The 23,968-nt window shown below is 33.8% G+C and carries 22 protein-coding genes; 10 read left to right on the top strand and 12 right to left on the bottom strand.

The annotated features are described in order from the left end of the window. Positions 1 to 29: 29 nt before the first annotated feature. The 3 genes from LPB88_RS15960 to LPB88_RS15950 all read right to left on the bottom strand — a co-directional run bounded on the left by LPB88_RS15960 (position 30) and on the right by LPB88_RS15950 (position 3,747). On the bottom strand, positions 30 to 1,964 hold the full coding sequence (locus tag LPB88_RS15960; RefSeq protein WP_230716650.1) for an LTA synthase family protein: 1,935 nt from the start codon (positions 1,962 to 1,964) through the stop codon (positions 30 to 32). A gap of 84 nt (positions 1,965 to 2,048) precedes the next feature. Beyond that, entirely contained in the window at positions 2,049 to 2,276 is a 228-nt protein-coding gene (locus LPB88_RS15955; protein WP_230716649.1) for a hypothetical protein, read from the bottom strand. An 85-nt stretch (positions 2,277 to 2,361) separates the two neighbouring features. Beyond that, entirely contained in the window at positions 2,362 to 3,747 is a 1,386-nt protein-coding gene (locus tag LPB88_RS15950) for an MATE family efflux transporter (RefSeq protein WP_230716648.1), read from the bottom strand. Positions 3,748 to 3,935: 188 nt separating this feature from the next. Here LPB88_RS15950 and LPB88_RS15945 point away from each other — a divergent pair, with 188 nt between their 5' ends. Both LPB88_RS15945 and LPB88_RS15940 read left to right on the top strand, forming a co-directional pair. Further along, the gene (locus tag LPB88_RS15945) at positions 3,936 to 4,484 is read left to right on the top strand and encodes a hypothetical protein (protein WP_230716647.1); all 549 of its coding nucleotides are present in this window, start codon (positions 3,936 to 3,938) and stop codon (positions 4,482 to 4,484) included. 170 nt (positions 4,485 to 4,654) lie between these two features. Beyond that, a complete protein-coding gene (locus tag LPB88_RS15940) occupies positions 4,655 to 5,590 on the top strand; it encodes a DUF6268 family outer membrane beta-barrel protein (RefSeq protein ID WP_230716646.1) in 936 nt (311 codons plus the stop codon). Positions 5,591 to 5,592: 2 nt separating this feature from the next. On the opposite strand, the gene LPB88_RS15935 is transcribed toward LPB88_RS15940, so the two are convergent. From LPB88_RS15935 to LPB88_RS15910, 6 genes are all read right to left on the bottom strand, one after another. Beyond that, positions 5,593 to 6,303 carry a LytR/AlgR family response regulator transcription factor gene (locus LPB88_RS15935; protein ID WP_370635852.1) on the bottom strand — a complete coding sequence of 237 codons (711 nt, stop codon included), beginning with the start codon at positions 6,301 to 6,303 and terminating at the stop codon, positions 5,593 to 5,595. A gap of 168 nt (positions 6,304 to 6,471) precedes the next feature. Further along, complete coding sequence (locus LPB88_RS15930) at positions 6,472 to 7,521, bottom strand: sensor histidine kinase (RefSeq protein ID WP_230716644.1); 1,050 nt, start codon at positions 7,519 to 7,521, stop codon at positions 6,472 to 6,474. Positions 7,522 to 7,647: 126 nt separating this feature from the next. Then, positions 7,648 to 8,247: a porin family protein gene (locus LPB88_RS15925; protein WP_230716643.1), complete on the bottom strand. Its 600-nt coding sequence runs from the start codon at positions 8,245 to 8,247 to the stop codon at positions 7,648 to 7,650. Positions 8,248 to 8,430: 183 nt separating this feature from the next. Continuing rightward, positions 8,431 to 10,221, bottom strand: a complete 1,791-nt coding sequence (locus LPB88_RS15920) for a cytochrome-c peroxidase (RefSeq protein WP_230716642.1) — start codon at positions 10,219 to 10,221, stop codon at positions 8,431 to 8,433. A 96-nt stretch (positions 10,222 to 10,317) separates the two neighbouring features. After that, a complete protein-coding gene (locus LPB88_RS15915) occupies positions 10,318 to 11,775 on the bottom strand; it encodes a hypothetical protein (protein WP_230716641.1) in 1,458 nt (485 codons plus the stop codon). A gap of 195 nt (positions 11,776 to 11,970) precedes the next feature. Further along, positions 11,971 to 12,852, bottom strand: coding sequence for a PPK2 family polyphosphate kinase (locus LPB88_RS15910; protein WP_230716640.1), 882 nt, complete (start codon positions 12,850 to 12,852; stop codon positions 11,971 to 11,973). Between the two features lie 239 nt (positions 12,853 to 13,091). On the opposite strand from LPB88_RS15910, the gene LPB88_RS15905 reads away from it, so the two are divergent. From LPB88_RS15905 to LPB88_RS15875, 7 genes are all read left to right on the top strand, one after another. Next, positions 13,092 to 13,928 (top strand): hypothetical protein, encoded by an 837-nt coding sequence (locus LPB88_RS15905; protein WP_230716639.1) that lies wholly within the window; start codon positions 13,092 to 13,094, stop codon positions 13,926 to 13,928. 293 nt (positions 13,929 to 14,221) lie between these two features. Next, positions 14,222 to 14,722 carry an RNA polymerase sigma factor gene (locus tag LPB88_RS15900; RefSeq protein WP_140505632.1) on the top strand — a complete coding sequence of 167 codons (501 nt, stop codon included), beginning with the start codon at positions 14,222 to 14,224 and terminating at the stop codon, positions 14,720 to 14,722. A gap of 2 nt (positions 14,723 to 14,724) precedes the next feature. Next, positions 14,725 to 15,693 carry a hypothetical protein gene (locus tag LPB88_RS15895; protein WP_230716638.1) on the top strand — a complete coding sequence of 323 codons (969 nt, stop codon included), beginning with the start codon at positions 14,725 to 14,727 and terminating at the stop codon, positions 15,691 to 15,693. Between the two features lie 91 nt (positions 15,694 to 15,784). Next, entirely contained in the window at positions 15,785 to 17,911 is a 2,127-nt protein-coding gene (locus LPB88_RS15890; protein WP_230716637.1) for a VWA domain-containing protein, read from the top strand. Positions 17,912 to 18,013: 102 nt separating this feature from the next. Next, on the top strand, positions 18,014 to 18,601 hold the full coding sequence (locus tag LPB88_RS15885) for an LURP-one-related/scramblase family protein (protein ID WP_230716636.1): 588 nt from the start codon (positions 18,014 to 18,016) through the stop codon (positions 18,599 to 18,601). 112 nt (positions 18,602 to 18,713) lie between these two features. Further along, positions 18,714 to 19,430 (top strand): 3-ketoacyl-ACP reductase, encoded by a 717-nt coding sequence (locus LPB88_RS15880; protein WP_230716635.1) that lies wholly within the window; start codon positions 18,714 to 18,716, stop codon positions 19,428 to 19,430. 97 nt (positions 19,431 to 19,527) lie between these two features. Next, positions 19,528 to 20,037, top strand: coding sequence for a hypothetical protein (locus LPB88_RS15875; RefSeq protein ID WP_089350853.1), 510 nt, complete (start codon positions 19,528 to 19,530; stop codon positions 20,035 to 20,037). Between the two features lie 101 nt (positions 20,038 to 20,138). Here the strand turns inward: LPB88_RS15875 and mtaB are convergent, their stop codons facing one another. Next, positions 20,139 to 21,473 carry a tRNA (N(6)-L-threonylcarbamoyladenosine(37)-C(2))-methylthiotransferase MtaB gene (gene mtaB, locus LPB88_RS15870; protein ID WP_230716634.1) on the bottom strand — a complete coding sequence of 445 codons (1,335 nt, stop codon included), beginning with the start codon at positions 21,471 to 21,473 and terminating at the stop codon, positions 20,139 to 20,141. A 503-nt stretch (positions 21,474 to 21,976) separates the two neighbouring features. Between mtaB and LPB88_RS15865 the strand changes: the two genes are divergently transcribed. Next, positions 21,977 to 22,495, top strand: coding sequence for a hypothetical protein (locus tag LPB88_RS15865; RefSeq protein ID WP_230716633.1), 519 nt, complete (start codon positions 21,977 to 21,979; stop codon positions 22,493 to 22,495). A 113-nt stretch (positions 22,496 to 22,608) separates the two neighbouring features. Here the strand turns inward: LPB88_RS15865 and LPB88_RS15860 are convergent, their stop codons facing one another. Together LPB88_RS15860 and LPB88_RS15855 are read right to left on the bottom strand one after the other, a co-directional pair. After that, positions 22,609 to 23,136, bottom strand: coding sequence for a GNAT family N-acetyltransferase (locus LPB88_RS15860; protein ID WP_230716632.1), 528 nt, complete (start codon positions 23,134 to 23,136; stop codon positions 22,609 to 22,611). A gap of 5 nt (positions 23,137 to 23,141) precedes the next feature. After that, positions 23,142 to 23,945: a Cof-type HAD-IIB family hydrolase gene (locus LPB88_RS15855; protein ID WP_230716631.1), complete on the bottom strand. Its 804-nt coding sequence runs from the start codon at positions 23,943 to 23,945 to the stop codon at positions 23,142 to 23,144. Positions 23,946 to 23,968: the final 23 nt, after the last annotated feature.

Below are 23,968 nucleotides of genomic sequence, written 5' to 3'. Positions count from 1 at the left end.
TGAACCTTTGTCCCTTTGTTCCTCTGAACCTATTTCTTCCTTAACTTATATTTATTCTCTTTATATAAATTTCCTGCTGTAATTACATGTGCCAAAGCATCTTTAGCTAATTCTTCATTTAATTTTACAGGAATTAAAGTCGTATCATTTTTGATTTCGAATTGCAAAGGTTTCAAATTGGGTTGCATGATTACAACTTGATTTTCCACACGGAATGCATTGATATCATTAAACTGCATAATCGATCTTCCTTGCGTTTTTGGATCTAGTTTATTTAGATTTCTTCCCACCATTGGCGTTTCAAATGAAAGTCCTAAGTATCCTAACAATGTTGGCGGAATATCAATTTGACTTGCCAATTTGCTGTATGAAACTCCTTTTGGAACTCCTGGTCCCATTATCAAAGCTGGAATATGAAACTTATTAATTGGCACTAAATTCTTTCCGTACGTTCTTGTGTTATGATCTGCAATTACGATGAAAATTGTATTTTTGAAATAAGGTTCTTTCTTAGCCATTTCAAAGAATTTTCCGATAGAGAAATCTGCATATTTCATGGCATTATTTACCGTTGCAGGCTTCTTGTCGAAAAGTTTGATTCTTCCTTCCGGATATTCAAAAGGCTCGTGATTAGAAGTCGAAAACATTAAAGAGAAGAAAGGTTTATCGCCCTTAGCTTTAAAATAATTGTTTGCTTTTGTCACCAAATCTTCATCTGAATAACCCCATGTTCCTTTGAAAGCATATTTGCCCCCATCAGATTCAAAATCTTCCTGATCTACAATATCCTGAAAACCATTTCCGTTGAAAAACGAAGCCATATTATCAAAATTCGCCATTCCACCGTAGATAAAACTAGTGTCATATCCTTTTTGTTTTAAAGCATCGGCAAGTGTAAAAAATCCTTGTTGCGAGTTTCCTAACTTTACGACACTTTCAGATGGTGAAGGCAAAAATCCGGTTACAACCGCTTCAATTCCGCGGACACTTCTTGTTCCTGTGCAATATAAATTGGTGAACAATAAACCTTCTTTTGATAATTTATCAAATTCCGGTGTTAATGGTTTTCCACCTAAAATCCCAACGTATTCAGCACCTAAACTTTCTTGTAGAAAAATTACCAAATTATATGGCTTTTTCACTACTGTATCTGGTTGTTGTACATGTAGAAACGGAATTTCAGCATCTGTAAAATCATTTGGACCGGCAATCATGTATTTTTTTACACGAGCAATTGCTTCGGCTTCATCCATTTTACCGTACATTTTGGTGTTTCCTTCATTTTTAATCGAGTAAGCTGCAAAAGCGACGGTATAAAATGAATTTAATCCCAAAGTATTTGTTAACTGATCTGTAGAGAAAACTGCATTACTGGCATTAATTGGACGCTTTGAAGTAAGACTTGAACGTGCTCCAAAAAACAACAAGAAAGCAACTAATGGAAAAATCATTAATTTGAATTTATACTCCGTACTTGTAGTATAAAAATATTTTTTTCCTTTTTTGAAAGCAAAATACAGAACAACTCCTAAAATTAAGAATGTCACAATGATCGAAGTCAGGTAACTTTTTAAAAGCATTCCCACAACTTCTTTTGGATATATAAGATAATCTAAAAATATCTTATTTGGGCGTGTATCGTATTGTTTTACAAAATCTGGTGTTGCCAATTCTACAAAAAGAATCAGAAACAAAAATAAAAAGCTATAAATTACCAGAAACTTGTTGGTGAATTTTAGCGCTTTATTAGGTAGAAACGTAATTAAAACTGCGGGTAGAAATGATAAATAACAAAGTAAAATTAAATCCATTCGAAGACCGATTGGAAAAATATACCAGAAATTTGGTGTTTCTACTACTCTCTCTTTAAAAATAAAAAATAAAAAGATTCGGCTTAAAGTAGTTATTAGCAATCCAATTGCTATAAAATTGAAAATGGGTTTTAAAAAACTTAATTTTTTCATTAGAAAGATTTAAACTGTTTTTTGGTTGAAACGCATAATTTAAAGACGCATGCTCTTATTATAGAGACGTACTGCTGTGCTTCTCTACTCTTCGTAACGTTTTATTTCTCTGTCGTAAAATTCATTAGCCTGTTCAATTAAGCCTTCCATTTCGGTATTTAATTCGGCTTCATCAAGATCTTCTGCTTCTTCCATAAACTCAACCTCATCATCTTTTAAGTTGATTATAAATCTTGGGTAATCAAGGTGAATGATAAAAATATCTTCTGGAAAATCAGTATTATCTCCGAGTAAAAATTTAGGTAATTCCATTTTTATTTATGTATTTGTTATTGTTTTTTTGCCAATCCCGATAGTTATTTGGATTGGCAATTTTTTTATTTTATAAGGTTCAAATTTAACTATTTGAATCTGAATTTTTGATTAATTTTTTGGTTAGGAAATGAAAACGAATGTACAAAAATATCGCTGCAGAAGTTAATCCTCCCAAAAGTCCTATCCAAACTCCTTGTGCTTTCAAATCTGTATATTCGGCTAAGTAATAAGAGATTGGAAAACCAATTATCCAATAGGCCACAAATGTTATGTACATTGGAATTTTGACATCCTGCAAACCACGTAAAGCTCCAAGAACAACAACCTGAATTCCATCAGAAATCTGGAAAACTGCTGCTATTAAAAGTAATTTTGATGCAATACTTATTACCTCGCTATTATCCAGAAGCTGTCCGCTATTTTCCATATTCAAAAAGATATGAGGCAAAAATTCATGGAAAGCCACAAATAGAATGGCAAAAACAGTTTCGATTATAATTGCCAGTAAAAAAATAGAACGGGCTACAATAATTAAGTTTTTATAATCCTTTAATCCTCTTTGGTTACTAACTCTAATCATAGAAGTTACGCTTAATCCCATCGCAAACATAAAGGTCATCGAAGCCAAACTCAACGCAATTTGGTTAGCCGCCTGACTCGTTTTACCAATATTACCACAAAGCCAAATTGATGCTGTAAACAATACTACTTCAAAAAGCATCTGCATTGCCGATGGAAAACCAATACTTATAATTTTTTTTATGGTTTCTTTTTTAATTTCATCAAAACTGAAGTTCTTGAAATATTGTTTCAAATCATTTCTTCTTGAAAGCATGATATGCATAAACATTACTAGAAATATTCTTGAAATTACGGTTCCTAATGCTGCTCCAACAATTCCCATTTTTGGAAAAATCCAGATTCCGTAAATCAGCATATAATTAATCCCAACGTGCAGCACATTTGCCATAACCATGGCATACATCGAATATTTTGTCATCGACATTCCGTCTGCAAATTGTTTGTATCCCTGATACATAATTAGCGGAATCAAGGAGAAAGCAACCCAGTCAAGGTATGGTTTTGCAAGCGCAATTACGTCGGCTGGTTGTTGCAGCAATTCCATTATTGGCTTTGCCAGAACAATTATTCCAAAAAGTAATAATCCTAAAATAATACACAAAAACAAACCATGATGAAATGCTGAACGAATTTTAGAATCATTTTTTTCGGCATCACCTTCGGCGACAATTGGGGTAATTGCTGTCGAGAAACCAATTCCTAACGACATGGCAATAAAAATCATACTGTTTCCTAATGAAACTGCCGCAAGTTCAGTACTTCCTAATTTACCTACCATTATATTATCTACAATGCCTATTAAAGTATGCCCGACCATTCCTAATATAATAGGGTATGCTAATCTTAAATTGTATGAAAACTCTTTGGTGTACTGCTTTAAATTCACTTCTATTCTTTTTGTCGGCAAAGATAGTCAGAAGCTTTGGATTCTTTGATAATATTAAAAACATAAGCAAATATTAAGTCAATTTTTAGGGAACCTCGGTATTATATAACAATTTCAAAAAATTCTATAACAACGCCCTGAGATCTAGCTATTATTTTTACAACATTATAAATTCAAAATAAATTGTCATGAGAAATCTAAAAATGTTCTGCCTAGCGACTTTCGCTTTTTTATACGCCAATACCACGTTTGCTCAAGACGCTACTACTACAACGCTAACCAAAACTGAAGGCGAAATCAAACAATACGAACAAGGCTTCAGATTAGGATTTGGGCTTAATGGTGGTTTACCAACCGACAATGCTTATGACTGGTCTTTGGGTGGAGATGTTCGTTTACAATACGATTTATCAAAAAGAACTTCGCTAACCTTAACAACTGGTTTTACTAATTTGTTTATGGGAAAAGATGAAAATGGAGTTGATGTAAAAGATCTTGGATTTATTCCTGCAAAAGCGGGTTTTAAAGCTTTTATCTGGGAAGATCAATTCTATGTTTTAGGTGAAGTTGGTGCTGGTTTTGCCGTTACAAACGGTTATAATGACACCACTTTTTTATGGGCACCAGGAATTGGATACGCCAACAAATACATTGATATTAGTGTCCGTTACGAGGACTATAACAAATTCAAAACCAACCAAGTGGCTTTACGTTTAGCCTATGGTTTTGATTTATAAAAGTAAAGGTTTAATTTATTTTTTTGTTTTTGGTAACAAACCCGATAGATCGCATAGTCTGTCGGGTTTCGTTATTTTATGCAGTTGGTCAAAAGATAAGAACCAGTCGTCAAATGATTTTTTTAGATTAATGAAGAACATTGTACTTCGCAGAAAAATTAATCAAAATCATGAACAAAACAGTTTTTTATCTATCGCAACTATTTCTTTTTCTATTGGTTACATTTTCTGCAAGATCACAATCTAGTATCTCTGGCGAATTCAAAGCAGATTATGTTCCGTTTTCAAATTATGTCCGACCAATTGACAGCTCCAAAACTGATGCTAAAAGTAATTTTAAAAGAGCTCAGCTTTCTGTAGAAATTCCGCTTTCCATGAAAATGGACAAATACAACCATCCAAAGCTTTGGTCGATTATGCTTCAGGGAAGTTATGCCAAAATGGAGAATAAGAATTATGATGTGCCATCGCTTCCTCTAGAATTGCCTAATGGTTTTCCCGACGAGCTTTTAAATGCACAAATTGGAGTCAAACACTTAAGATCAATTTCTCCTTCCTGGTCCATATTAGTAATGGCTTCTGTGGGCGTTTATACAGATATGGTCGAAATCAATAAAGACGATGTTCTTATACAAGGTGGTGTACTTTTTATCAAACAATTTAATCCGAATTTGGCTTTTGGTTTCGGACCGGTTTTAACCAATAGTTTTGGTGTTCCGATGGTGCTTCCTGGAATTTATTTCAATTGGGAATCTAAAGGCGCTTTACACTTTAAAGTTGCTTTTCCGGAAGGTTTAGAATTAGGCTACAGAGTGTCTGATAGATTAGATCTTAAAACGGTTGTCGAAATCAGCGGAATGACTGCCGAGATAAACCCGGCAAACAAATCTATGTTATTGGGATATCAACAAATTGTTGCAGGTTTAAGACCTCAGCTAAAATTTGGCAAACACTGGACATTTGAACCTACAGCAGGATCTACTTTGGCTCGTTCTTTCTCGACAAATGACCGAAAAATAAGAAATATGTTTAAAGAAAAGGATCTTGCAAATCCAAGATTCACTACTACATTTTATGCCGCTTTAGCTCTAAAATGGCAATTCTAGAGCTATCGGCTTAATAGATTTTTATAGACTACCTCTTTCAACAATGCCTCACGGCGGGTTCTTGAAATAGGTAGTTCTTGTCCTTTTACAAATAATCGTCCGCCGGAAACGGAATCAATATGTGTAATATTTACCAGAAATGATTTATGAATTCTAAAGAAAATCTCTGCAGGAAGCGTTTCTTCTAATGAAATCATGGTTTGGTGAATTACCAAAACTTTATCCTTAAAATGAAGCTTAGCATAATTCTGCATTCCTTCGATGTATAAAATATCTACCCATGAAATCTTTTGAAATCCTTCGTCCTGACGAACATAAAGAAACGGATCCAATTGATTTTGTTTTGGAGAAATCATTTGATACCATTGTTTTGCTTTTAAAGTGGCTTGGTAAAAACGCTGAAACGTAATTGGTTTCAACAAATAATCAACCACTTGCAAACGATATCCGTCTAAAGCATGTTCTGAATAAGCTGTAGTAAAAATAACCAATGGCGGATTATCCAGAGATTCTAAAAATTCTAATCCGGACAAATAAGGCATATTGATATCCAGAAATAACAAATCGATTTGTTTATCCTGAATATAGGATGTCGCTTGTAATGCCGAAGCACAAGTACCAACCACTTCCAAAAAATCAATTTTTGAAACAAAATCTACTATTCCGTTTCTTGCAATTGGTTCGTCGTCAATAACGAGACATTTCATGTTCATAATTTTTTTGTTTCAAGTTTTCTTTGTTTCAGGTTTTGTGTATTGTTTAAAAAAGGGTTTCTCGCAGATTTTACAGATTAAGCAGATTTATTCTTCACTCTTGCTTCTCCAATCTTTCTTCTTGCTTCTTTCTTCTTAACAATTCTAATCTCCAGCAAAAAAAAACTTCTATTTCAAATCCAGAACAACTTTCACTGTAAAATCTGAATCTGTTTTATTGATATTTAATTCGTGCTTCTCTGAATATTGAATCGCCAGTCTTTTTTTGACGTTTTCGAGTCCTAATCCCTGACTTTTTGATGGAATTTTATATTGTTCTGTATAAGAGTTTTCTATTTCGAAAATCAATTGTTTATTGACTTGCTTACAGGACAAATGCACATATCCTCTTTGATTTGGAAGTCTTGACACGTGTTTAAAGGCATTTTCGATTAACGGAACCAAAAGCAGTGGAGCAATCTGAAGCTGTCCGTCTTCGATATTCCATTTGCTTTTCACTTCTAATTCATTTCCCCAACGGGTTTCTTCGACAGCGATTAAATCTTTTAGATATTTAATTTCGAGATGTAACGGAACATATTCTTTATTACATTCATACAACTGATACCTTAAAATATCCGAAAACTGAACTAATAATACCGATGCTAATTCGACATTGCTTTGCATCAAAATATGAATATGATTCAACACATTAAACATCAAATGCGGATTAATCTGATCTTGCAGTATTTTTATTTGTGCCTCTAAATGAACTTGCTGCAATTGAGCATGATTTCTTTCGATAATATTATGTTCCTGATAAAAACGTAGTCCGCAAGCGGTGCCACAAATCAAAAGTGCAGCAGGAATACTTCCACAAAACCGAGCCCACAAAAACTCAATAGTAGCCATATTAGCTTCTTCCGGATATAATCGGTTACGTGTGCGCGAATCGGAGAAAACGGCATAAATCACAGCCAGGCAAAGTGACAAAAGCAGCACTACTGCAAAAGCCTGTACCGCAAATAATGTCATTTTGTTTTTGCGTAATGCCTTAGGAAGCATCACATCACTAAGAAAATGCGCCAAAACAATGGAACTTAATAATATTAAAGCTGACTGGCGTATAGCCGAAATTATTCCATAATCGGCTATCAGTTGCGCCCAAATCGTAATACCTAGTATGAACCAGAAAAAAACTAAAAATATCCAGTGTCGATTTTTATTTTTTATAATCATCAAAAAAAGAGTAAGTAAATTATGTAAATCTTTGTTTTCAAAAATAACCCTATATTTTCTAAACAAACAGCAAAGAACCAAAAAGATTCTTTGCTGTATATATAAGGTTAGACGGTAAAATTATTATTAGAAAATAAAATATCCAACGCCAATATTGAAGGAATTTACTTTAGAATTAAACTCTTTACTGACATTATTTAATCCGCCCTGATAAGTGAAATCTATTGTGAATTTCCACATTTCAACTCCTGCTCCAACCTGATAACTTATATTAGATTTGTCAAATTTATTATAGGAGTTTTTTAGCTGATTTAATGACGAAATATTTTCATCAAGAACATACGAATAAACTCCTCCTCCAAAAACTCTCACGTTTAGAGTCGAAAGATCAATTACTTTATAACCAATAAGCAAAGGCATTTCGAGACTTCTCCATTTTGCATTTTTAGAAGTTGATAATGAACTCTTTTCAATTTTTGAAGATTTCTCGCTATACAATAACTCATTTTGAATATAGAATCTTTTAAAATCAAATCGTGCCATCGCTCCGGCAAAATAACCAACGGCATATTTTGAACTAAAGCCATCTGTAACCGGCAATTCTGAATAATTGGAACCTCCTTTAATACCCACATGAATTGGAAGCGGAGATTGCGCATTAACTTTTGAAGAAATCAAACTTACTAAGAAAATAGTAGTCAGTAATACTAATTTGTACATGTTCATGATAATAGTTTTTATTAATTTGATGCAAAGGAGCACAAACCTAAAACGCTATTAAAATTAGTTTGATGAACTGCATTTGGCTTTTGACCAACGGGAATTTTTGAAGTTTTTTTGCCACGAATTTCACGAATTAGCACGAATAAAATTTGCGAAAATTCGTGGCGAAAAAATTATCTAATTAACTCATTTTCTAATTGGCACATTTTCTACATACTTACTATCCGTCAAAGTCTTCATAAACGCAATAAGCTGTTGTTTCTCCTTATCTGATAATTTTAATTTGTCTTCTGGCAATGTTTGATTATCGAGATTGAATCCCAAGCCTAAACCTCCACCTTCATTATAGAAATCTATCACTTCTTCTAAGGTTTTATAAACACCATTATGCATATACGGCGCTGTAAGTTCAATGTTTCTGATGGTTGGAGTTTTGAACGAATATTTATGAATAGCTGCTCCTGTAATTACAAACTTGCCCAAATCACCATCTAGTTTTTTGTTTTTATTCGGAACACCTAGAATCTCACTTTCAGATCTGTCAAAGTTTGGCGGAACAGTTCCGTTTGTTAGCGGAATAAAATGGCAAGTGGCACATTTGGCTTTTCCTGCAAATAGATTAAATCCTGCTTTTTCATCTGCTGTAAACGCTGTTTTGTTTTGCATATAGCCATCAAATTTTGAATCGTAATGACTCAGCGAACGAATATAAGAAGCCAAAGCATTTTTGATTGCAAATTCATTTATATCTCCTTTTGGAAAAGCTTTCTTGAATTCCTTTACATAGTCAGCCTTTTTTTGAATTGCTAAAGCTGATTTCTCCAAAGAGCCGTGCATTTCATTTTCGTTTTTAATAACCGCTACCGCCTGATCTTCGAGATAACTTACTCGGGAATCTGCAAAAAACACACGCTGAAAAGCGATATTATTTAATGTTGGCGTATTGCGATGAATCATTGATTTTCCGTCTAATGAAACTGCTCTTTCTAATCCGTCTGTAAAAGCTTTATCATCATGATGACAAGAAGCGCAAGAACGCGTATTGTTTCCGGATAAGATTGGATCATTGAATAACTTTTTGCCCAGAGCAATTTTTTCAGGCGTTGTTTCATAATCGGGGAAACCCGAAAAAGCTTCAGCATCAAAAGCATCTTTGTCAAATAAAGTTTCAGATGTTGTTTTGAGACCTCTTTGCTCTTTCATGAGCGGAATTCCTAATTCAGACTGGGTTTTAAAAAGTCCTTTACTTAAAGGATTCGCTATTTCTTTGATAAAATAAGCGCGATCAAAAGCGTTGAAATTTGTGTTTGCTTTTAAATACTTCTTTCCTTTTTCTAAAACAGCAAGTACTTGTTTCGCATTCGATACTGAAGTGTTTTCAGTATAAACCTGATAATATTTTTCGATTGTTTCTAAAGAAACCAATGCTTCCGGAAGCGAATTTAGAACCACAGGCGAGTCAAAACCGGTGATTCCTAAAGTTATAATTCTATAGACTTCTAATCGCATCGCATCAAAAACGTGCGCATCGGTCAATTCATTCGAACTTGAAACTTTTTCTAACCGAGTTAAATTTGCTGACAAAACGCCTAATTCCTGAATCAATTCTTTTTTAGTGTCTTTGTTATATTTCGGAAAAACCAATTCCTCAATAACCTGAAAACCTTCAGGCGCAACCGTAACTTTATCATTTTCTTCGAACTCAGGTATTGCAGGTCCGTTGATTGATTTAGAAACTGTCGGCAAGTAATACTCACTTATCATTTCGACCTTTTTGTAACTTTTATGTGCTTCCAGAAATTGCCTCTGGATTTGTGCTTCACTGGAATCTGATTGTACCGAATATTTAAGTTTGGCAACTTTTTCGATCAATAAAGTAATATCGTCCTGAAACATTTTATTGATTTCCTGATGTTTGTTTTTTTTCTGACAAGCAACAAATGTTACCAAGAACAACAAACAATATATTTTTTTCATGATTTAATACCGATTATAAAGAGGAATATTTAGAAAAACAGAAACCACTACCTCAAACTGAAGTAGTGGATTGCTGTTTTGTACTATTTTAAAAATTTATCTAGGTAAACCTTTAATAACTACGATTTGACTTGCTTGTTGTTCATTCGGACGGTTAGTTCCTCCATCAACACCTTTGTATTTTGCACCAGTCCAAGTATGTGGCTGAACGCTCAACATAAAAGTATCAGGAATACCAACTTGCTCAGAAACATCGATTAAAGCACCGTATTCCCAATCTCCAAATTTAGATGTTCCACCTACATTATATTTTGCAGCATCTGTTGCAGTACGACGGTGATCTAATTCTACAACAACTTTTAATTCTTTTGTAGCAATATTGTATTGATAGATATAAGCATCGTGAGTTTCATCCCCGTATCCGTTAGCATCTTCCTCAACGTAAACGTAGTTTTTAGTCACACAAATGTTATCCGGGTTTTGAAATTTACCAGCAATTCCAGCGCGGTTATCTCCGTCAAGAACAACTTCAAGAGTTCCTTTTAATGGGTCAGCAGCATCAAGATTTAATCTGTAAACTCTACCATATTTAGTTCTTGAACCATCAGCATTTGTTCCGCTTATAGCTTGTCCAGTTGCATTAAAATACAATTCACGATCTGCAGCATCACCACCTTTACGGTAATCTAAATCTTCTACACGACCAAATTTAATCGCTTTCAAAGTATTTACAGATGCATTGATTTGTGCTCCTGTTAAAGTAGTATGATTGTCAATTTTCACAAAAGATACAGGATAAGTTTTACTAACTTCCATATCTTTTTCTCTTTGGTTATCATCGTTTCTTTTTAGCATGTACAAAGAACCGTTAGTTAAATCACCAACTGTATTAGATACATACATAAAAACCTGACCTCCGTAAGTTCCAGAATCATCATCACCAATTACAACTACTGTTTTACCTTTGTAAGCAGAAGAGCGTAATGGCAATGCATTCTCAGCACTTAAACGACCAAATCCAGATAATTCTTTAGATACAGATGCAGAACCTACATCTCCGTAAGGATCTAAAGCATGAGTACGGGACTCTTCTCCAGATTCCCCACAAGTTAAATAAACAGGGCCAAAACCGTGCTCAGCTGGCGTAGCCATTGTAGCACCACAAAGTCTCCATGTTCCTCCACTAGAATTTAACAAATACTCCCCTTTAGTAGGTTTGAATGTTTTGTCTAATGTAATTCTTGCAACCGAAAAATTATCTTCATTATTTACTAAAAAAGTAAAAGTTCCGTTAGTATTTTTTAATAAACCCGAACCGTCAGCAGAACCTCCAAAAACAAATTTAGGAGTCTCTATAAGAACATCATCTGAGCCAAAAAGAGAATAAATTTTTAAATTTTCAAAACCTGGTTTTGCCTTCAATAAACTTGGCGTTACAGACTGGTCTTTTAATACAACACTTGTTGTTTTTGTTTCATCCTGATCTTTAGAGTCATTATTACATGATGTAATCAATGATCCAAGAATAAATAGGGGTAAAATAATTCTTTTCATCTCACTTTAATGTTTAATTTTATTTTTTTACAAAGTAACCCCTTACTCTTTAACTTAAAATCACTTCGATATTAACAAAAAAACAAGAGTCTGACCAAAAAGCTACTTAAAACCCAAAAAAAATTAACATTAAATTAGTAATACAAAACATTCATAAAGTACCAGTAACATACCCATAAAAAAAGAGCCCTACTTTTAAGGCTCTCTCTTCAACTGTTGTTTATACATTTCGATATTGGCTTTAATCTTTTCGTCCAACTCGGGTTCCTTAATATCTGTGTGTTTTTGCATTTCTTCCCAGATAATTTTGGCTACAATATAACGAGCCATTTCCTTATCATCGGCCGGCACAATATACCACGGCGCATAATCTGTCGAGGTTTTGTTTATTGCCTCTTCATAATACTGCTGATATTCGTCCCAGTGTTCACGTTCTTTCAAATCACCGGGCGAAAACTTCCAGTTGTGTTTTCCTTCTTCCAAACGGCGTAACAAACGTTCCCTTTGCTCCTCTTTACTCAAATGAAGATAGAATTTAAGTACAATAGTTCCGTTTTGCGAAATATGCTTCTCAAAATTATTGATTTGCGTAATTCTGTTTTCCCAGAAAGTTGGTGTAATATCATCAACCGTATTAATTCCCGGCAAATTCTCTCCTAAGATATATTCAGGATGCACGCGAGTTACCAAAACATTCTCATAATGCGTACGGTTAAAAATCGCAAACTTCCCTTTTTCCGGCAAGGCAATATAATGTCTCCATAAATAATCGTGTTCCAGTTCAGTCGAATTTGGCGTTTTAAAACTGTGTACCACAACTCCACGCGGATTAAATTCCTTAAAAACTTCCCTAATCAAACTATCCTTTCCCGAAGTATCCATTCCTTGCAGGCAAATCAAAACACCATATTTATTGTGCGCATACATCACATCTTGCAAATCGCTCAATTTAGCCTGCACTTTATCCAGTTTTGCTTCCTTTTCGTCGCTGTCAGCATCAATATTACACAAAGTAGGGATCTTTGATAATTTTATTTTATCGGTAACTTTAAAATCTTTCGGATCTATCGATTTCATATATGTTGATTTTATTTTTTATTGGTCATATATGTTATCGCCTTTTACACATTGATGTTTTAATACAACTCTTAACATGGCGATTTCATATCATTTTCATTTTTTGTAATATAAATATACTAATTTTACGAAGCAAATTCCTGCTATGCATGACAATACTTTTTCGATAAATTGTATTTTTCTCTTCAAAGTATTTTCATTGCTATCAGGGCTAGGTATTTATTTTCAAAACAACATTCATGGAAAAATTCACATTAGAAATATTATTTCAAATCATCGGAATCGGATCAGCATCAGGATTATTTTTCAATAACGATTCACTTTATATCATTGGCGACAACAGCGGATTTTTATATGAATACAATATGACGAATCAGCAATTAAACCAACATCCTTTAATTGACAATCCAACACAAAACATTCCCAAAAAATTAAAACCCGATTTCGAATCGCTTACACATCACAACGACACATTATATGTCTTCGGTTCCGGCTCAACCGAAAACCGAAATAAAATGATTGAATTCGATTTGAAGAATAAAACCATTTTACAGAAAAACAATCTGGTAGATTTATATGCTGTAATGCAAAGTTTCGGTGCCATAAAACCCGAAGATTTCAATCTTGAAGGAGCGATTTTCGATGGTGAAAACTGGTATTTATTCAATCGAGGAAACGGAATCTCAAACAAAAACACCATTTTTACTATTCACGCCAAAAACCTGGGAGAAGAATTTGCGCTTGTAGCCACCAATTATAAACTCCCAAAAATAAAAGGCGTTCGTTCTAGTTTTACCGATGCCATTTTGGTCGAAGATAAGATCTATTTCCTTTCCACAGCCGAAGACACAAAATCAACTTACGACGATGGCGAAATCCTTGGAAGCTTCATTGGAAGAATCGATATCAAAACCATGAAAATTGATTTCACTCAAAAAATAACTTCAACCAATAAATTCGAAGGTTTGACTTTCTACAAAAAATCAAATGACAAAATAGAGTTTTTGCTTTGTGAGGATAATGACACTGAATTGCTAGAAACAAAGATTTTTAAATTAATTTTACCTATAAAATAAAAACAAGACATTGCTCAAAAACACAATGTTAATCTTAGAAGCGCACAACAGTGCGTCTCCCGCAAAGAATATCCGCCATAAAAAACATATTAGATGAAGACACACTGTTGTGCGCCTCTACGATAAAACCTATGCAACTTTGAACCTTTGTAACTTTGAACCTTTGTAACTTTGAACCTTAAAAAAAATAAACTTTTTTTCATCGCCTTCCCAACCTTTTTATCTTTTTATCTCTCTATATAAGAAAGACAACAATTGTGATAAACGAAACTCTAATTTCTAACTGCAAAAAAATGAACCGCGATGCTCAGCGTCAGGTTTATGAGCACATGGCTCCAAAATTGTATCGCGTTTGCAAACGATACCTAAAAAAGGAAGAAGAAATAGAAGAAGCTATGGCTGACGCTTTCTACACCATCTTTACAAAACTGGAACAACTTAAAGAGGTTTTAGCTTTTGAGGCTTGGGCGCGGAAAATAACGGTCAACCATTGTTTGGCGACCATCAAGAAAAACACCAATTTCAACATGTACCTTGATGATGTCAAATTGCTTTCACAACCTTTTACGGAGGAAGTTAACGCTTTAGAAGAAGAAGATTTACTGAATTTACTAAACCATATTCCAGATGGCTGTAAAACTGTTTTTAACCTTTTTGTCATAGAAGGTTTTGGACATAAAGAAATAGCCGCAATGCTAAACATTTCTGAAGGCACCTCTAAATCACAATTGAATGCCGCCAAAACCAAGCTAAAGGAATTAGTAAATAAATTGTATTATCAAAAAGCAAAGTAGTCATGGACAATCAAGATAAAATATTCGATAAATTTAAAGAAGCCGCCCACAACTCGGAGGCAAAAGATTTTCCTGGAATGGAAAAAGTCTGGTCGCGTCTTGAAGACAAACTCGACAAAAAAGAAGATAAAAAAGCAATTTCACTTTGGAAAAAAATTGCTGTTGCAGCTTCTCTATTATTATTAATCTCTTTAGGAGCTCAGTTTTTAAAATCCGATAAAATTTCTACCACTCCAACATCTAAAGTTGTAGTAAATGAAAAAGAAAAAGAAGCAATTCCAGATCCAGTTTTAGAGAACAACAAAGCTGTAGTCTCTTCAGATTCTGAAATAGTTCCAAAAGCAGAAGCTGTAAAACTTTTAGACAAACAAATTAAAGAACAACAACAAGTAGCCTTACAAGAAGTTCAAATCTCTGCTAATAATGCTATAATAAATGAAGCAAGTCCTGCGCCAGTTGCCAATCAAATTGCTGCACCAGTATCTGTACAATCCGGTTATTCTAATATGGAGGAAGAGAACACAACTGCAAAAGCTAAAGATGTACAAAATTTTGGCTATGGAACAACCGTACAAAGAGAATCTGCCAAAGTTGCTTATGCTGAAACACAAGCTCCAATGGCTAAAAAAAGCGCTCCTTTAATTGTTCTAAACGGAAATGCAATGTCTCATAGCGACGATCAGAAAAGAGATAAAATGATGCAGAAAGAACTTCCTAATTTACAACCAGAAAATGTAGATTCTCTTGTTGTATTAGATCAGCCTTTGTATATTATCGACGGCATTTATTATTCAGAAAATGATTTATTTGGTACAAATCCAACAAGTCCTTATGCGCCTTTGAACAAACAGGAAATCAAAACCATAACTGTGCTTCAAGATCTGGAAGCTACATCAAAATATGGCGAAAGAGGTAAAAAAGGAGTCGTAATTATTACTACTAAAACAGGAAAACCAGCTCTTAAAAACTAGATTAAAATCTAAAACTTAATTTCAGGAATCTTTGTCAAAGTTTAAAACTTTGACAAAGATAATCTCTAACATTTACTTAAAAATTACTATCATGAAAAACGTAAAACTTATTTCATTAGCCCTTTCTATGCTTATATGTTTCGTAGCAACAGCACAGGAAAAAACGATTACTGGAACGATTTCAGATGAAAGTGGTCTGGCACTTCCTGGCGCAAACGTTCAAATTCAGAAAACAAAAAAAGTAGCCACTACTGGTTTTGATGGAAAATATACCATTCAGGCTCAAAAAGGCGATGTTTTATTGTTTAGCTATATTGGGTTTCAAAATCAAACAAAAACTGTTGGTGACAAAAACATTATCAATGTTGTACTACACGAAAACAATCAATCACTCCAAGAAGTCGTGGTTACAGCTTTAGGCACATCCAAAAAAAGGAACGTAACCCAAGCTTCCGTACAAATGGTTCGAGGCACAGTTGCGGGAGTTGCTGTTTCGTCAGGATATGTTCAGTATGCCGCTCCAAGTCAAAATATAGTAGTTAGAGATGCTGTATCTATTTCTGCAAAAAATGAACCTTTATATATCATTGACGGAATTCCGGTAAAATCTGAACAGTTTGCTAAAGTCAATCCGAATGATGTTCAGGATGTAAAAGTTTTAAAAGATAAAGATGCCACATCGACTTACGGCAATAAAGCTTCAAATGGAGTTGTCGTTATCGATACTAAAAACGGAATCTACAAAAACCTTACGGAGAAAGAACTTGATGCTAAATTGAACATTTTATATCCTACTCTGCCTGTTACGCCAAATCAGGAAGATTATGATGCTTTTGTAGAAAATGCGTTCGAGAGCCCTAAAACAGCACCGCTTTCTACTTTTTCTATCGATGTTGATAATGCTTCTTATACTAATATCAGACGTTTTATCAATAATGGACAAGCAATTCCTAAAGATGCCGTTCGTGTCGAAGAAATGGTGAATTTCTTTAAATACACTTATCCGCAACCAAAAGACCAGCATCCTTTTTCGATCAATACAGAATTAAGTGATTCTCCGTGGAATACCAAAAATCAAATTCTTAGAATTGGTTTACAGGGAAAAAATATCGCAACAGAGAATTTACCGGCATCCAATATGGTTTTCTTAATTGATGTTTCGGGCTCTATGGGAGAAATTAACAAACTGCCATTATTGATACAATCCATGAAAATTTTGGTAAACGAATTAAGAGCAAAAGATAAAGTTGCAATTGTGGTTTATGCTGGCGCAGCTGGTTTGGTTTTGCCTCCAACTTCGGGAGCTGAGAAAAAAACTATAAATGATGCTTTAGAAAACTTACAAGCTGGCGGAAGTACTGCAGGTGGCGCCGGAATTGAATTGGCGTACAAAATAGCTGCTGAAAACTTTATTAAAGACGGAAACAACAGAGTTATTCTGACAACTGATGGTGATTTTAATGTTGGAAGTTCTTCAGATTCAGATATGGAGAAATTGATTGAGCAAAAAAGAAAAACAGGCGTTTTCTTAACTTGTCTGGGCTATGGAATGGGAAATTATAAAGACAGTAAAATGGAAACTTTAGCCGATAAAGGAAACGGAAACTATGCTTATATTGATAATATTCAGGAAGCAAATCGTTTTTTAGGAAAAGAATTTAAAGGTTCGATGTTTGCAATTGCCAAAGATGTAAAAATCCAGATTGAATTTAATCCAAAACAAGTTCAGGCGTATCGATTGATTGGATATGAAAACCGAAAACTGCGTCCTGAAGATTTTAAAAACGATGCAATTGATGCGGGAGAATTAGGAAGTAATCACACTGTAACGGCATTATACGAAATTATTCCGGCGGGAGTTGAAAGTGATTACCTGAACCAACAGCCAGATGCTTTAAAATATACTAAAGTGCAGGAAACCGGAAATAATTATAGTAGTGAACTTGCTACAATAAAATTCCGTTACAAAAAACCTGATGGCGATAAAAGTATCGAAATGGTAAATGTAATTGAGAACAAAACTGTTGCTTTAAACAAAGCTTCGGATGATTTTAAATTCAGTACTGCGGTTGCGTGGTTTGGATTGAAGTTGAGAGATTCTAAACTAATTTCGAATAAATCATCTGATGATATTTTAAAATTAGCGAAACAAGGATTATCAAACGATTCTGAAGGTTATAAGGCTGAATTTATTCGTCTTGTTCAATCGGCAATATAGATTTATTAATAGATATTTTATTACATTTGAACTCCTTTTGAAATTCTCTTCAAAGAGAGGTCAATTAAAAAATATTTACAAATCATTTTCAAACAAAATTTCATGAATCCTATTTTAAATCAGAATTTATTTCTTGTAAAAGAACACGTTGGAATGTTTAAAGCTGCAAACAATTATGATATTTATAATCCTGAAAGTAATCAGATTATAATGAATTGCAGAGAAAATAATTTGGGATTTTTCACCAAGATTCTCCGTTTTACAGATTATAAAAGAGCCACACCTTTTGATATCGAAATCACAACGGCTTCTGGCGAGAAAATAATTTCTGTAAAAAGAGGCGTTGCAATCTTCCGCTCGACGGTTGAAATTTTTGATGAAAAGGATCGTCTGGTTGGTACCTTCAAACAAAAGTTCTTTTCGATTGGCGGTAAATTTGAGATTTTAGATAAAAACGAAAAACCTGTTGCAACGCTGCAAGGAAAATGGACAGGGTGGGATTTTAAATTCAGTCATGAAAATAAACAACTTGCTCAGGTTAGTAAAAAATGGGCAGGAATGGGCAAAGAGTTTTTTACAAGTGCTGATAATTATGTTCTTCAAATTGAGGAAAATGTGGCGCAGGATAGTCCGCTTAGACAATTAATTCTTGCGGCTGTAATGTGTATTGATATGGTTCTGAAAGAATAAAAAGTTTGTTAAACTTAGATTAAGAAAACAGCTAAAAGCATCGTTTTAGGGAGCAAAAGCATTATTTTTGTGTTACTAAAATGATGCTTTTTGCATTTCTAAAAAATAAATCATGACAGACTTAAAAAATAAAAATGCCCTGATCACAGGCGCCGGAAAAGGAATTGGAAAAGCTATTGCAATTGCATTGGCCAAAGAAGGTGTAAACGTAATTTTAGTTTCAAGAACTCAGGCAGATGTTGATCAACTTGCAGATCAAACTAGCAACTTAGGAGTAAAATCATTGGCTCTGGCTGCCGATGTTTCTGATATTAATTCTATCAATGGTGCTGTAGAAAAAGCTTTGTCTGAATTTAAAAACATTGATATTTTGATCAATAATGCCGGTATTGCCGCTTTTGGAAATTTCCTTGCATTAGAACCTTCTGCCTGGGAAAAAATTATTCAGGTAAATTTAATGGGAACATATTATACAACCCGTGCCGTTTTACCTAATATGATCGAAAGACAAACAGGTGATATCATCAATATTTCGTCTACTGCAGGATTAAACGGAAACGCATTGACAAGTGCTTACAGTGCTTCTAAATTTGCGGTTCTAGGATTAACAGATTCTCTAATGCAGGAAGTTCGTAAATATAATATTCGTGTTACAGCGCTTACACCAAGTACAGTTGCGACTGATATGGCAAAAGATCTTAACCTGACAGATGGAAATCCGGATAAAGTAATGCAATCTGAAGATATTGCAGAATTAATCATTGCGCAATTAAAATTAAGCCGCAGGGTTTTTATTAAAAACAGTAGTATCTGGTCTACGAATCCTTAAAAAAAACAAATAAATTTCAATCTTTTAAATCCCAAATTCCAAGTGTCGTTTGAATTGGTATTTGGAATTTAATTATTGGAATTTCAAAAAACACACGATGGAACAATATTTAAGACAATTAATCTCAATAGAATTTACAGATAAAAAAGAGCTCTTTACGGGATTTCTTATTGACTACTCTGATGACTGGATTTTATTACGAAACAATCCCGAAGATTTTATATTGGATGGTTTTGTGATTCTGAAAAACAAAAACATCGAAGCGGTTCACAGAGATCACGATTTGGAATTTACCGAAAAAGTAATTCGCCTAAAAGGTTTAAAAACAAATGCCGAAGACATTATCCCAATTCGAGATTTAAACTCGATCCTGAATTATGTAAATAGCAAATACGGTATTTTTCAAATTTCAAAAAAATCAGCAAAATCAGCTTATTTAGGAAAATTGATTGAATTAAACGATGAAGAACTTACGATTGATTTCCTGGATATAAGAGGTCAATTTGGTGGAGAATTAAGCTTTAATCCGCAGAAAATTAGAGTTATTGAATTTGATACAGATTATATCAACTCTTTGAAATTGGTGATTCCTGAGGATCAGAAATAATTATTTAAAAAACAGAAAAGCCCTTTTTACAGAGGGCTTTTCTATTTTTTGTCTTTACTGTCAATCTTTGTCAAAGTTTAAAACTTTGACAAGATCTAAATCTATGCTTCTGTCAATTTATTTAAAAACTCTAAACGAACGCTTCCGTCTTCGTCGATTTTTGTTAAATTGATTTCTTGCAATGTATTTACCAATTCCGGATTCCAAGGAGTTTTTACTTTTACATAATTCTCTGTAAAACCGTGAATGTATCCTTCTTTATTTTCACTTTCGAACAAAACCGTTCTATTAGATCCTAATTGACTTTCGTAGAAAGCACGACGTTTTTTAACTGATAATCCACGTAACATTTTACTGCGTTTAGCTCTTACATTTGCAGGAACAATACCCGGCATATCTGCAGCTTCTGTATTATCTCTTTCAGAATAGGTAAAAACGTGCAAATAAGAAATATTCATTTCGTTTAGGAAATGATACGTTTCTAAGAAATGCTCGTCTGTTTCACCCGGGAAACCAACAATAACATCAACACCAATACAAGCGTGTGGCATTACTTCGCGAATCTTGTTTACTCTTTCGGTGTAAACTTCACGCAAGTAACGACGTTTCATTAATTTTAAAATATCATTACTTCCTGATTGTAGCGGAATATGAAAATGAGGTACAAAAGTTCTGCTTTTAGAAACAAACTCTATAGTTTCATTCTTCAATAAATTAGGTTCAATTGATGAAATTCTCAAACGCTCAATTCCTTCCACCTTATCCAAAGCCTGAACTAAATCAAGAAATGTATGTTCGTGTTTTTTATTTCCGAATTCTCCTTTTCCGTAATCACCAATATTTACTCCTGTCAAAACAATTTCTTTGATGTTTTGAGCTGAAATTTCTTTGGCATTTTGCAATACATTTTCTAGAGCATCACTTCTCGAAATTCCTCTCGCTAACGGAATTGTACAATACGTACATTTATAATCACAACCGTCCTGAACTTTTAGAAAAGCACGTGTACGATCACCAATAGAATAACTACCAACATAAAAATCAGCTTCGGCAATTTCGCAGGAGTGAACTTCACCCATATCGTTTTTGCTTAAATCATTAATATAGTCGGTAATTTTAAACTTTTCAGTCGCTCCAAGAACCAAATCAACACCGTCAACCGCTGCTAATTCCTCTGGTTTCAATTGCGCATAACATCCCACCGCAGCGACAAAAGCTTTATCATTAAGTTTCATTGCTTTTTTTACCACCTGCTTAAATTGCTTATCAGCATTCTCTGTAACTGAACAGGTATTGATAACATAAATATCAGCTACTTCTTCAAAATCAACACGATCAAAACCTTCCTCATTGAAGTTTCTGGCAATTGTAGAAGTCTCTGAGAAATTCAATTTGCATCCAAGCGTATAAAAGGCAACTTTTTTTCTATTTTCCATGGGAATAAACTACATTTTAAGTAGTAAGATATTATATTTACATCTCTTTTGAAGAGTTTGCAAATTTACGTACAATATTCTTTAAAATAAAATCAATAATACACTATATATCAACATTTTGCACTAAACCAGTATTTCAAGCCATCATAAAAAACCATAAATTAAAGCAAACAGGATATCGATAAATTTAATTCATAAGAAAATGAAACATTGTTTCAATAAGAATAAAACGACAAAATAATCGATAAACCGCAAATAATATCGATAAAATGCATTTTTTTGAGTTTTAAATTCAAATTTTCTTACATTTAACTTTGCTAAGTTAGTTTTTCGAAGTAATTTCACTTCTCCAAAAAACAGGTAACTAAAATTATATTATTTAAATAATAATTCGCTCATAACAATTTTGATTTTCCCTCGTTATGTTGTTGTTTTGTTATTATAAAAAATGGGCAAGCCGAAAACCAGAAAGAGTAGGCAAAAATTATAAATTAAAACTCCATATGAAAGCATTTTTACCCACAATCTGCTTGATGTTCTTAACCATTTTTAGCTCTCAGGCGCAAACTGCTGCTCCGGCTGCTAATCCATTTCCATCTATTAGCACATTGACAAATTGGGCGAGCTTAAACTCTCAATCTCAATTTGATATTGCAATTCGTGCGGTTGGATTTAAATTTGAAGTAAAAGAACCAGGTGAAGGCTCAACTGCTTACACTTATATTCGTAAAGTAACGGTAAACGAAGTAAATTATACTGATAGAATCGTTTACAGAATTACTAATAATAATTCGGCAAGTATTATTTCGTTGGTGACTGCTTCTACTGATTTAGTTAGTTTGTACACTCCACAATTGTCAACTTTTAAAAACAACAATTGTAAAACTGAGATGTCTAAAGACAAAAACACTACTTGTACTTGTTACGAAAGTGCGAATTTTGCAATCGACCTTTGCGACGAGCGTGTAAAATTGACAATGGGTGACGGAAATAAATATTTTGTTTCTGTAGCTAAAAAATAATATCTAATACCTAAATTATTATTTAAGTATTAAAAACTACGAGCTGTTTTCCAAACCTTTGTAGATCTTAACAAGATAAGTTTACAAAGATTTGGAACGCATTTCTTAGGATTTTATAAGTTTGGATTTTTCATTTCATACCAAACCTCTAATTCTTCTTCATATTCAAAAGCGTTTACATACTGTAAACCTAGCTTTTCTAAAATTTTTCTTGAGTTTTCGTTTCCTGGATCCGCGTAAGCGTAAACAGCATCTACTTTCATTACATTGAAAGCATGATCTATAAAGGCTTTTCCTGCTTCAGTTGCATAACCTTTCCCCCAATGTCTTTCGATGAAACGATATCCTATTTCATAAAAATCTTTATGATTATTGATTTCATTTGTAATGAATTTTATTCCGGACCAGCCAATAAACTCACCAGTTTCTTTTAGAATAACAGCCCAACGACCAGTACCAAAATCTGCATATTGTTTATGAAGAAAGCCAATATAAGCGCGACTTTGATCAATATGCGTGATTGGTTTCTTCCCTACAAAATGATGCACATTCGGATTAGATTCTAATTCAAATAGCGCTATGTCGTCTGTCAGGAGAAATTCTCTTAATAATAAACGTTCTGTTTCTATTGGTCCTTTCATAAAAATTAATTTAAAATATAGCGTTGTACAACCTCAGCAACTCCATCATCATTGTTTGAAGCTACAATTATATCGGCTCGGTCACGCAATTCAGGTGTCACATTATCAACCCAAACTCCAAGTCCGGCATATTCTATCATTGTTAAATCATTTCCTGCGTTTCCTACGGCAATAATTTCACTTTGATGAATGTTTAATTTCTCTGCTAAGATTTTTATACTTGCTGCTTTATCGATTCCGTTTTGTGCCGCTTCTAAGAAAAAAGGTTTTGACATTGCAATACTCAAATGTGGCATTGCTTGTTTTAAATCGCTCTCTAATTCTTTTAGATAAGAAGGCTCAGCTAATAAAATACATTTCACTGTAGGTTCTGTTACTGCATCTCTAAAGCTTGACACTTTATTGTGTGGTAATCCCGTAATTTCTTTTTCGATTTCGATATACTCCGAATCTGTTTCACTTATGATTTCGCCATCTAAATACGTGATAATATGCGTTTTCTTTTTTACACTATAATCGTATAAATCACGAATTTGCTCTAGCGTTAATTTCTGTTCAAACAAAACAGTGTCGTCTTTAGCACTACTAATTATAGCGCCGTTAAACGAAATTATATAAGAATTGTTCAAATCCAATTCTAATTCTTTAGCGTAAGCAGTCATTGCCGAAGTTGGTCGGCCTGAAGCCAAAACCACATAAACCCCTTTTGCCTGAGCTTCAAGAATCACTTTTTTATTAAGGTCCGAAATTTTATGATCGTCTGTCAACAAGGTATCATCCATGTCGAGCACCAGCATTTTATATTGCATTATATTTTTTTCTAATTAAAAAC

The organism is Flavobacterium sp. JAS, from assembly GCF_020991455.1.
Classification (GTDB): domain Bacteria; phylum Bacteroidota; class Bacteroidia; order Flavobacteriales; family Flavobacteriaceae; genus Flavobacterium.
This window is presented reverse-complemented; position numbering and strand designations above follow the sequence as displayed.

Coding starts and splice junctions, on each gene's coding strand:
- LPB88_RS15960 (WP_230716650.1), bottom strand. CDS start 1,964: ATGAAAAAATTAAGTTTTTTAAAACCCATTTTCAATTTTATAGCAATT.
- LPB88_RS15955 (WP_230716649.1), bottom strand. CDS start 2,276: ATGGAATTACCTAAATTTTTACTCGGAGATAATACTGATTTTCCAGAA.
- LPB88_RS15945 (WP_230716647.1), top strand. CDS start 3,936: ATGAGAAATCTAAAAATGTTCTGCCTAGCGACTTTCGCTTTTTTATAC.
- LPB88_RS15940 (WP_230716646.1), top strand. CDS start 4,655: ATGAACAAAACAGTTTTTTATCTATCGCAACTATTTCTTTTTCTATTG.
- LPB88_RS15935 (WP_370635852.1), bottom strand. CDS start 6,303: ATGAACATGAAATGTCTCGTTATTGACGACGAACCAATTGCAAGAAAC.
- LPB88_RS15930 (WP_230716644.1), bottom strand. CDS start 7,521: ATGATTATAAAAAATAAAAATCGACACTGGATATTTTTAGTTTTTTTC.
- LPB88_RS15925 (WP_230716643.1), bottom strand. CDS start 8,247: ATGAACATGTACAAATTAGTATTACTGACTACTATTTTCTTAGTAAGT.
- LPB88_RS15920 (WP_230716642.1), bottom strand. CDS start 10,221: ATGAAAAAAATATATTGTTTGTTGTTCTTGGTAACATTTGTTGCTTGT.
- LPB88_RS15915 (WP_230716641.1), bottom strand. CDS start 11,775: ATGAAAAGAATTATTTTACCCCTATTTATTCTTGGATCATTGATTACA.
- LPB88_RS15910 (WP_230716640.1), bottom strand. CDS start 12,852: ATGAAATCGATAGATCCGAAAGATTTTAAAGTTACCGATAAAATAAAA.
- LPB88_RS15905 (WP_230716639.1), top strand. CDS start 13,092: ATGGAAAAATTCACATTAGAAATATTATTTCAAATCATCGGAATCGGA.
- LPB88_RS15900 (WP_140505632.1), top strand. CDS start 14,222: ATGAACCGCGATGCTCAGCGTCAGGTTTATGAGCACATGGCTCCAAAA.
- LPB88_RS15895 (WP_230716638.1), top strand. CDS start 14,725: ATGGACAATCAAGATAAAATATTCGATAAATTTAAAGAAGCCGCCCAC.
- LPB88_RS15890 (WP_230716637.1), top strand. CDS start 15,785: ATGAAAAACGTAAAACTTATTTCATTAGCCCTTTCTATGCTTATATGT.
- LPB88_RS15885 (WP_230716636.1), top strand. CDS start 18,014: ATGAATCCTATTTTAAATCAGAATTTATTTCTTGTAAAAGAACACGTT.
- LPB88_RS15880 (WP_230716635.1), top strand. CDS start 18,714: ATGACAGACTTAAAAAATAAAAATGCCCTGATCACAGGCGCCGGAAAA.
- LPB88_RS15875 (WP_089350853.1), top strand. CDS start 19,528: ATGGAACAATATTTAAGACAATTAATCTCAATAGAATTTACAGATAAA.
- mtaB (WP_230716634.1), bottom strand. CDS start 21,473: ATGGAAAATAGAAAAAAAGTTGCCTTTTATACGCTTGGATGCAAATTG.
- LPB88_RS15865 (WP_230716633.1), top strand. CDS start 21,977: ATGAAAGCATTTTTACCCACAATCTGCTTGATGTTCTTAACCATTTTT.
- LPB88_RS15860 (WP_230716632.1), bottom strand. CDS start 23,136: ATGAAAGGACCAATAGAAACAGAACGTTTATTATTAAGAGAATTTCTC.
- LPB88_RS15855 (WP_230716631.1), bottom strand. CDS start 23,945: ATGCAATATAAAATGCTGGTGCTCGACATGGATGATACCTTGTTGACA.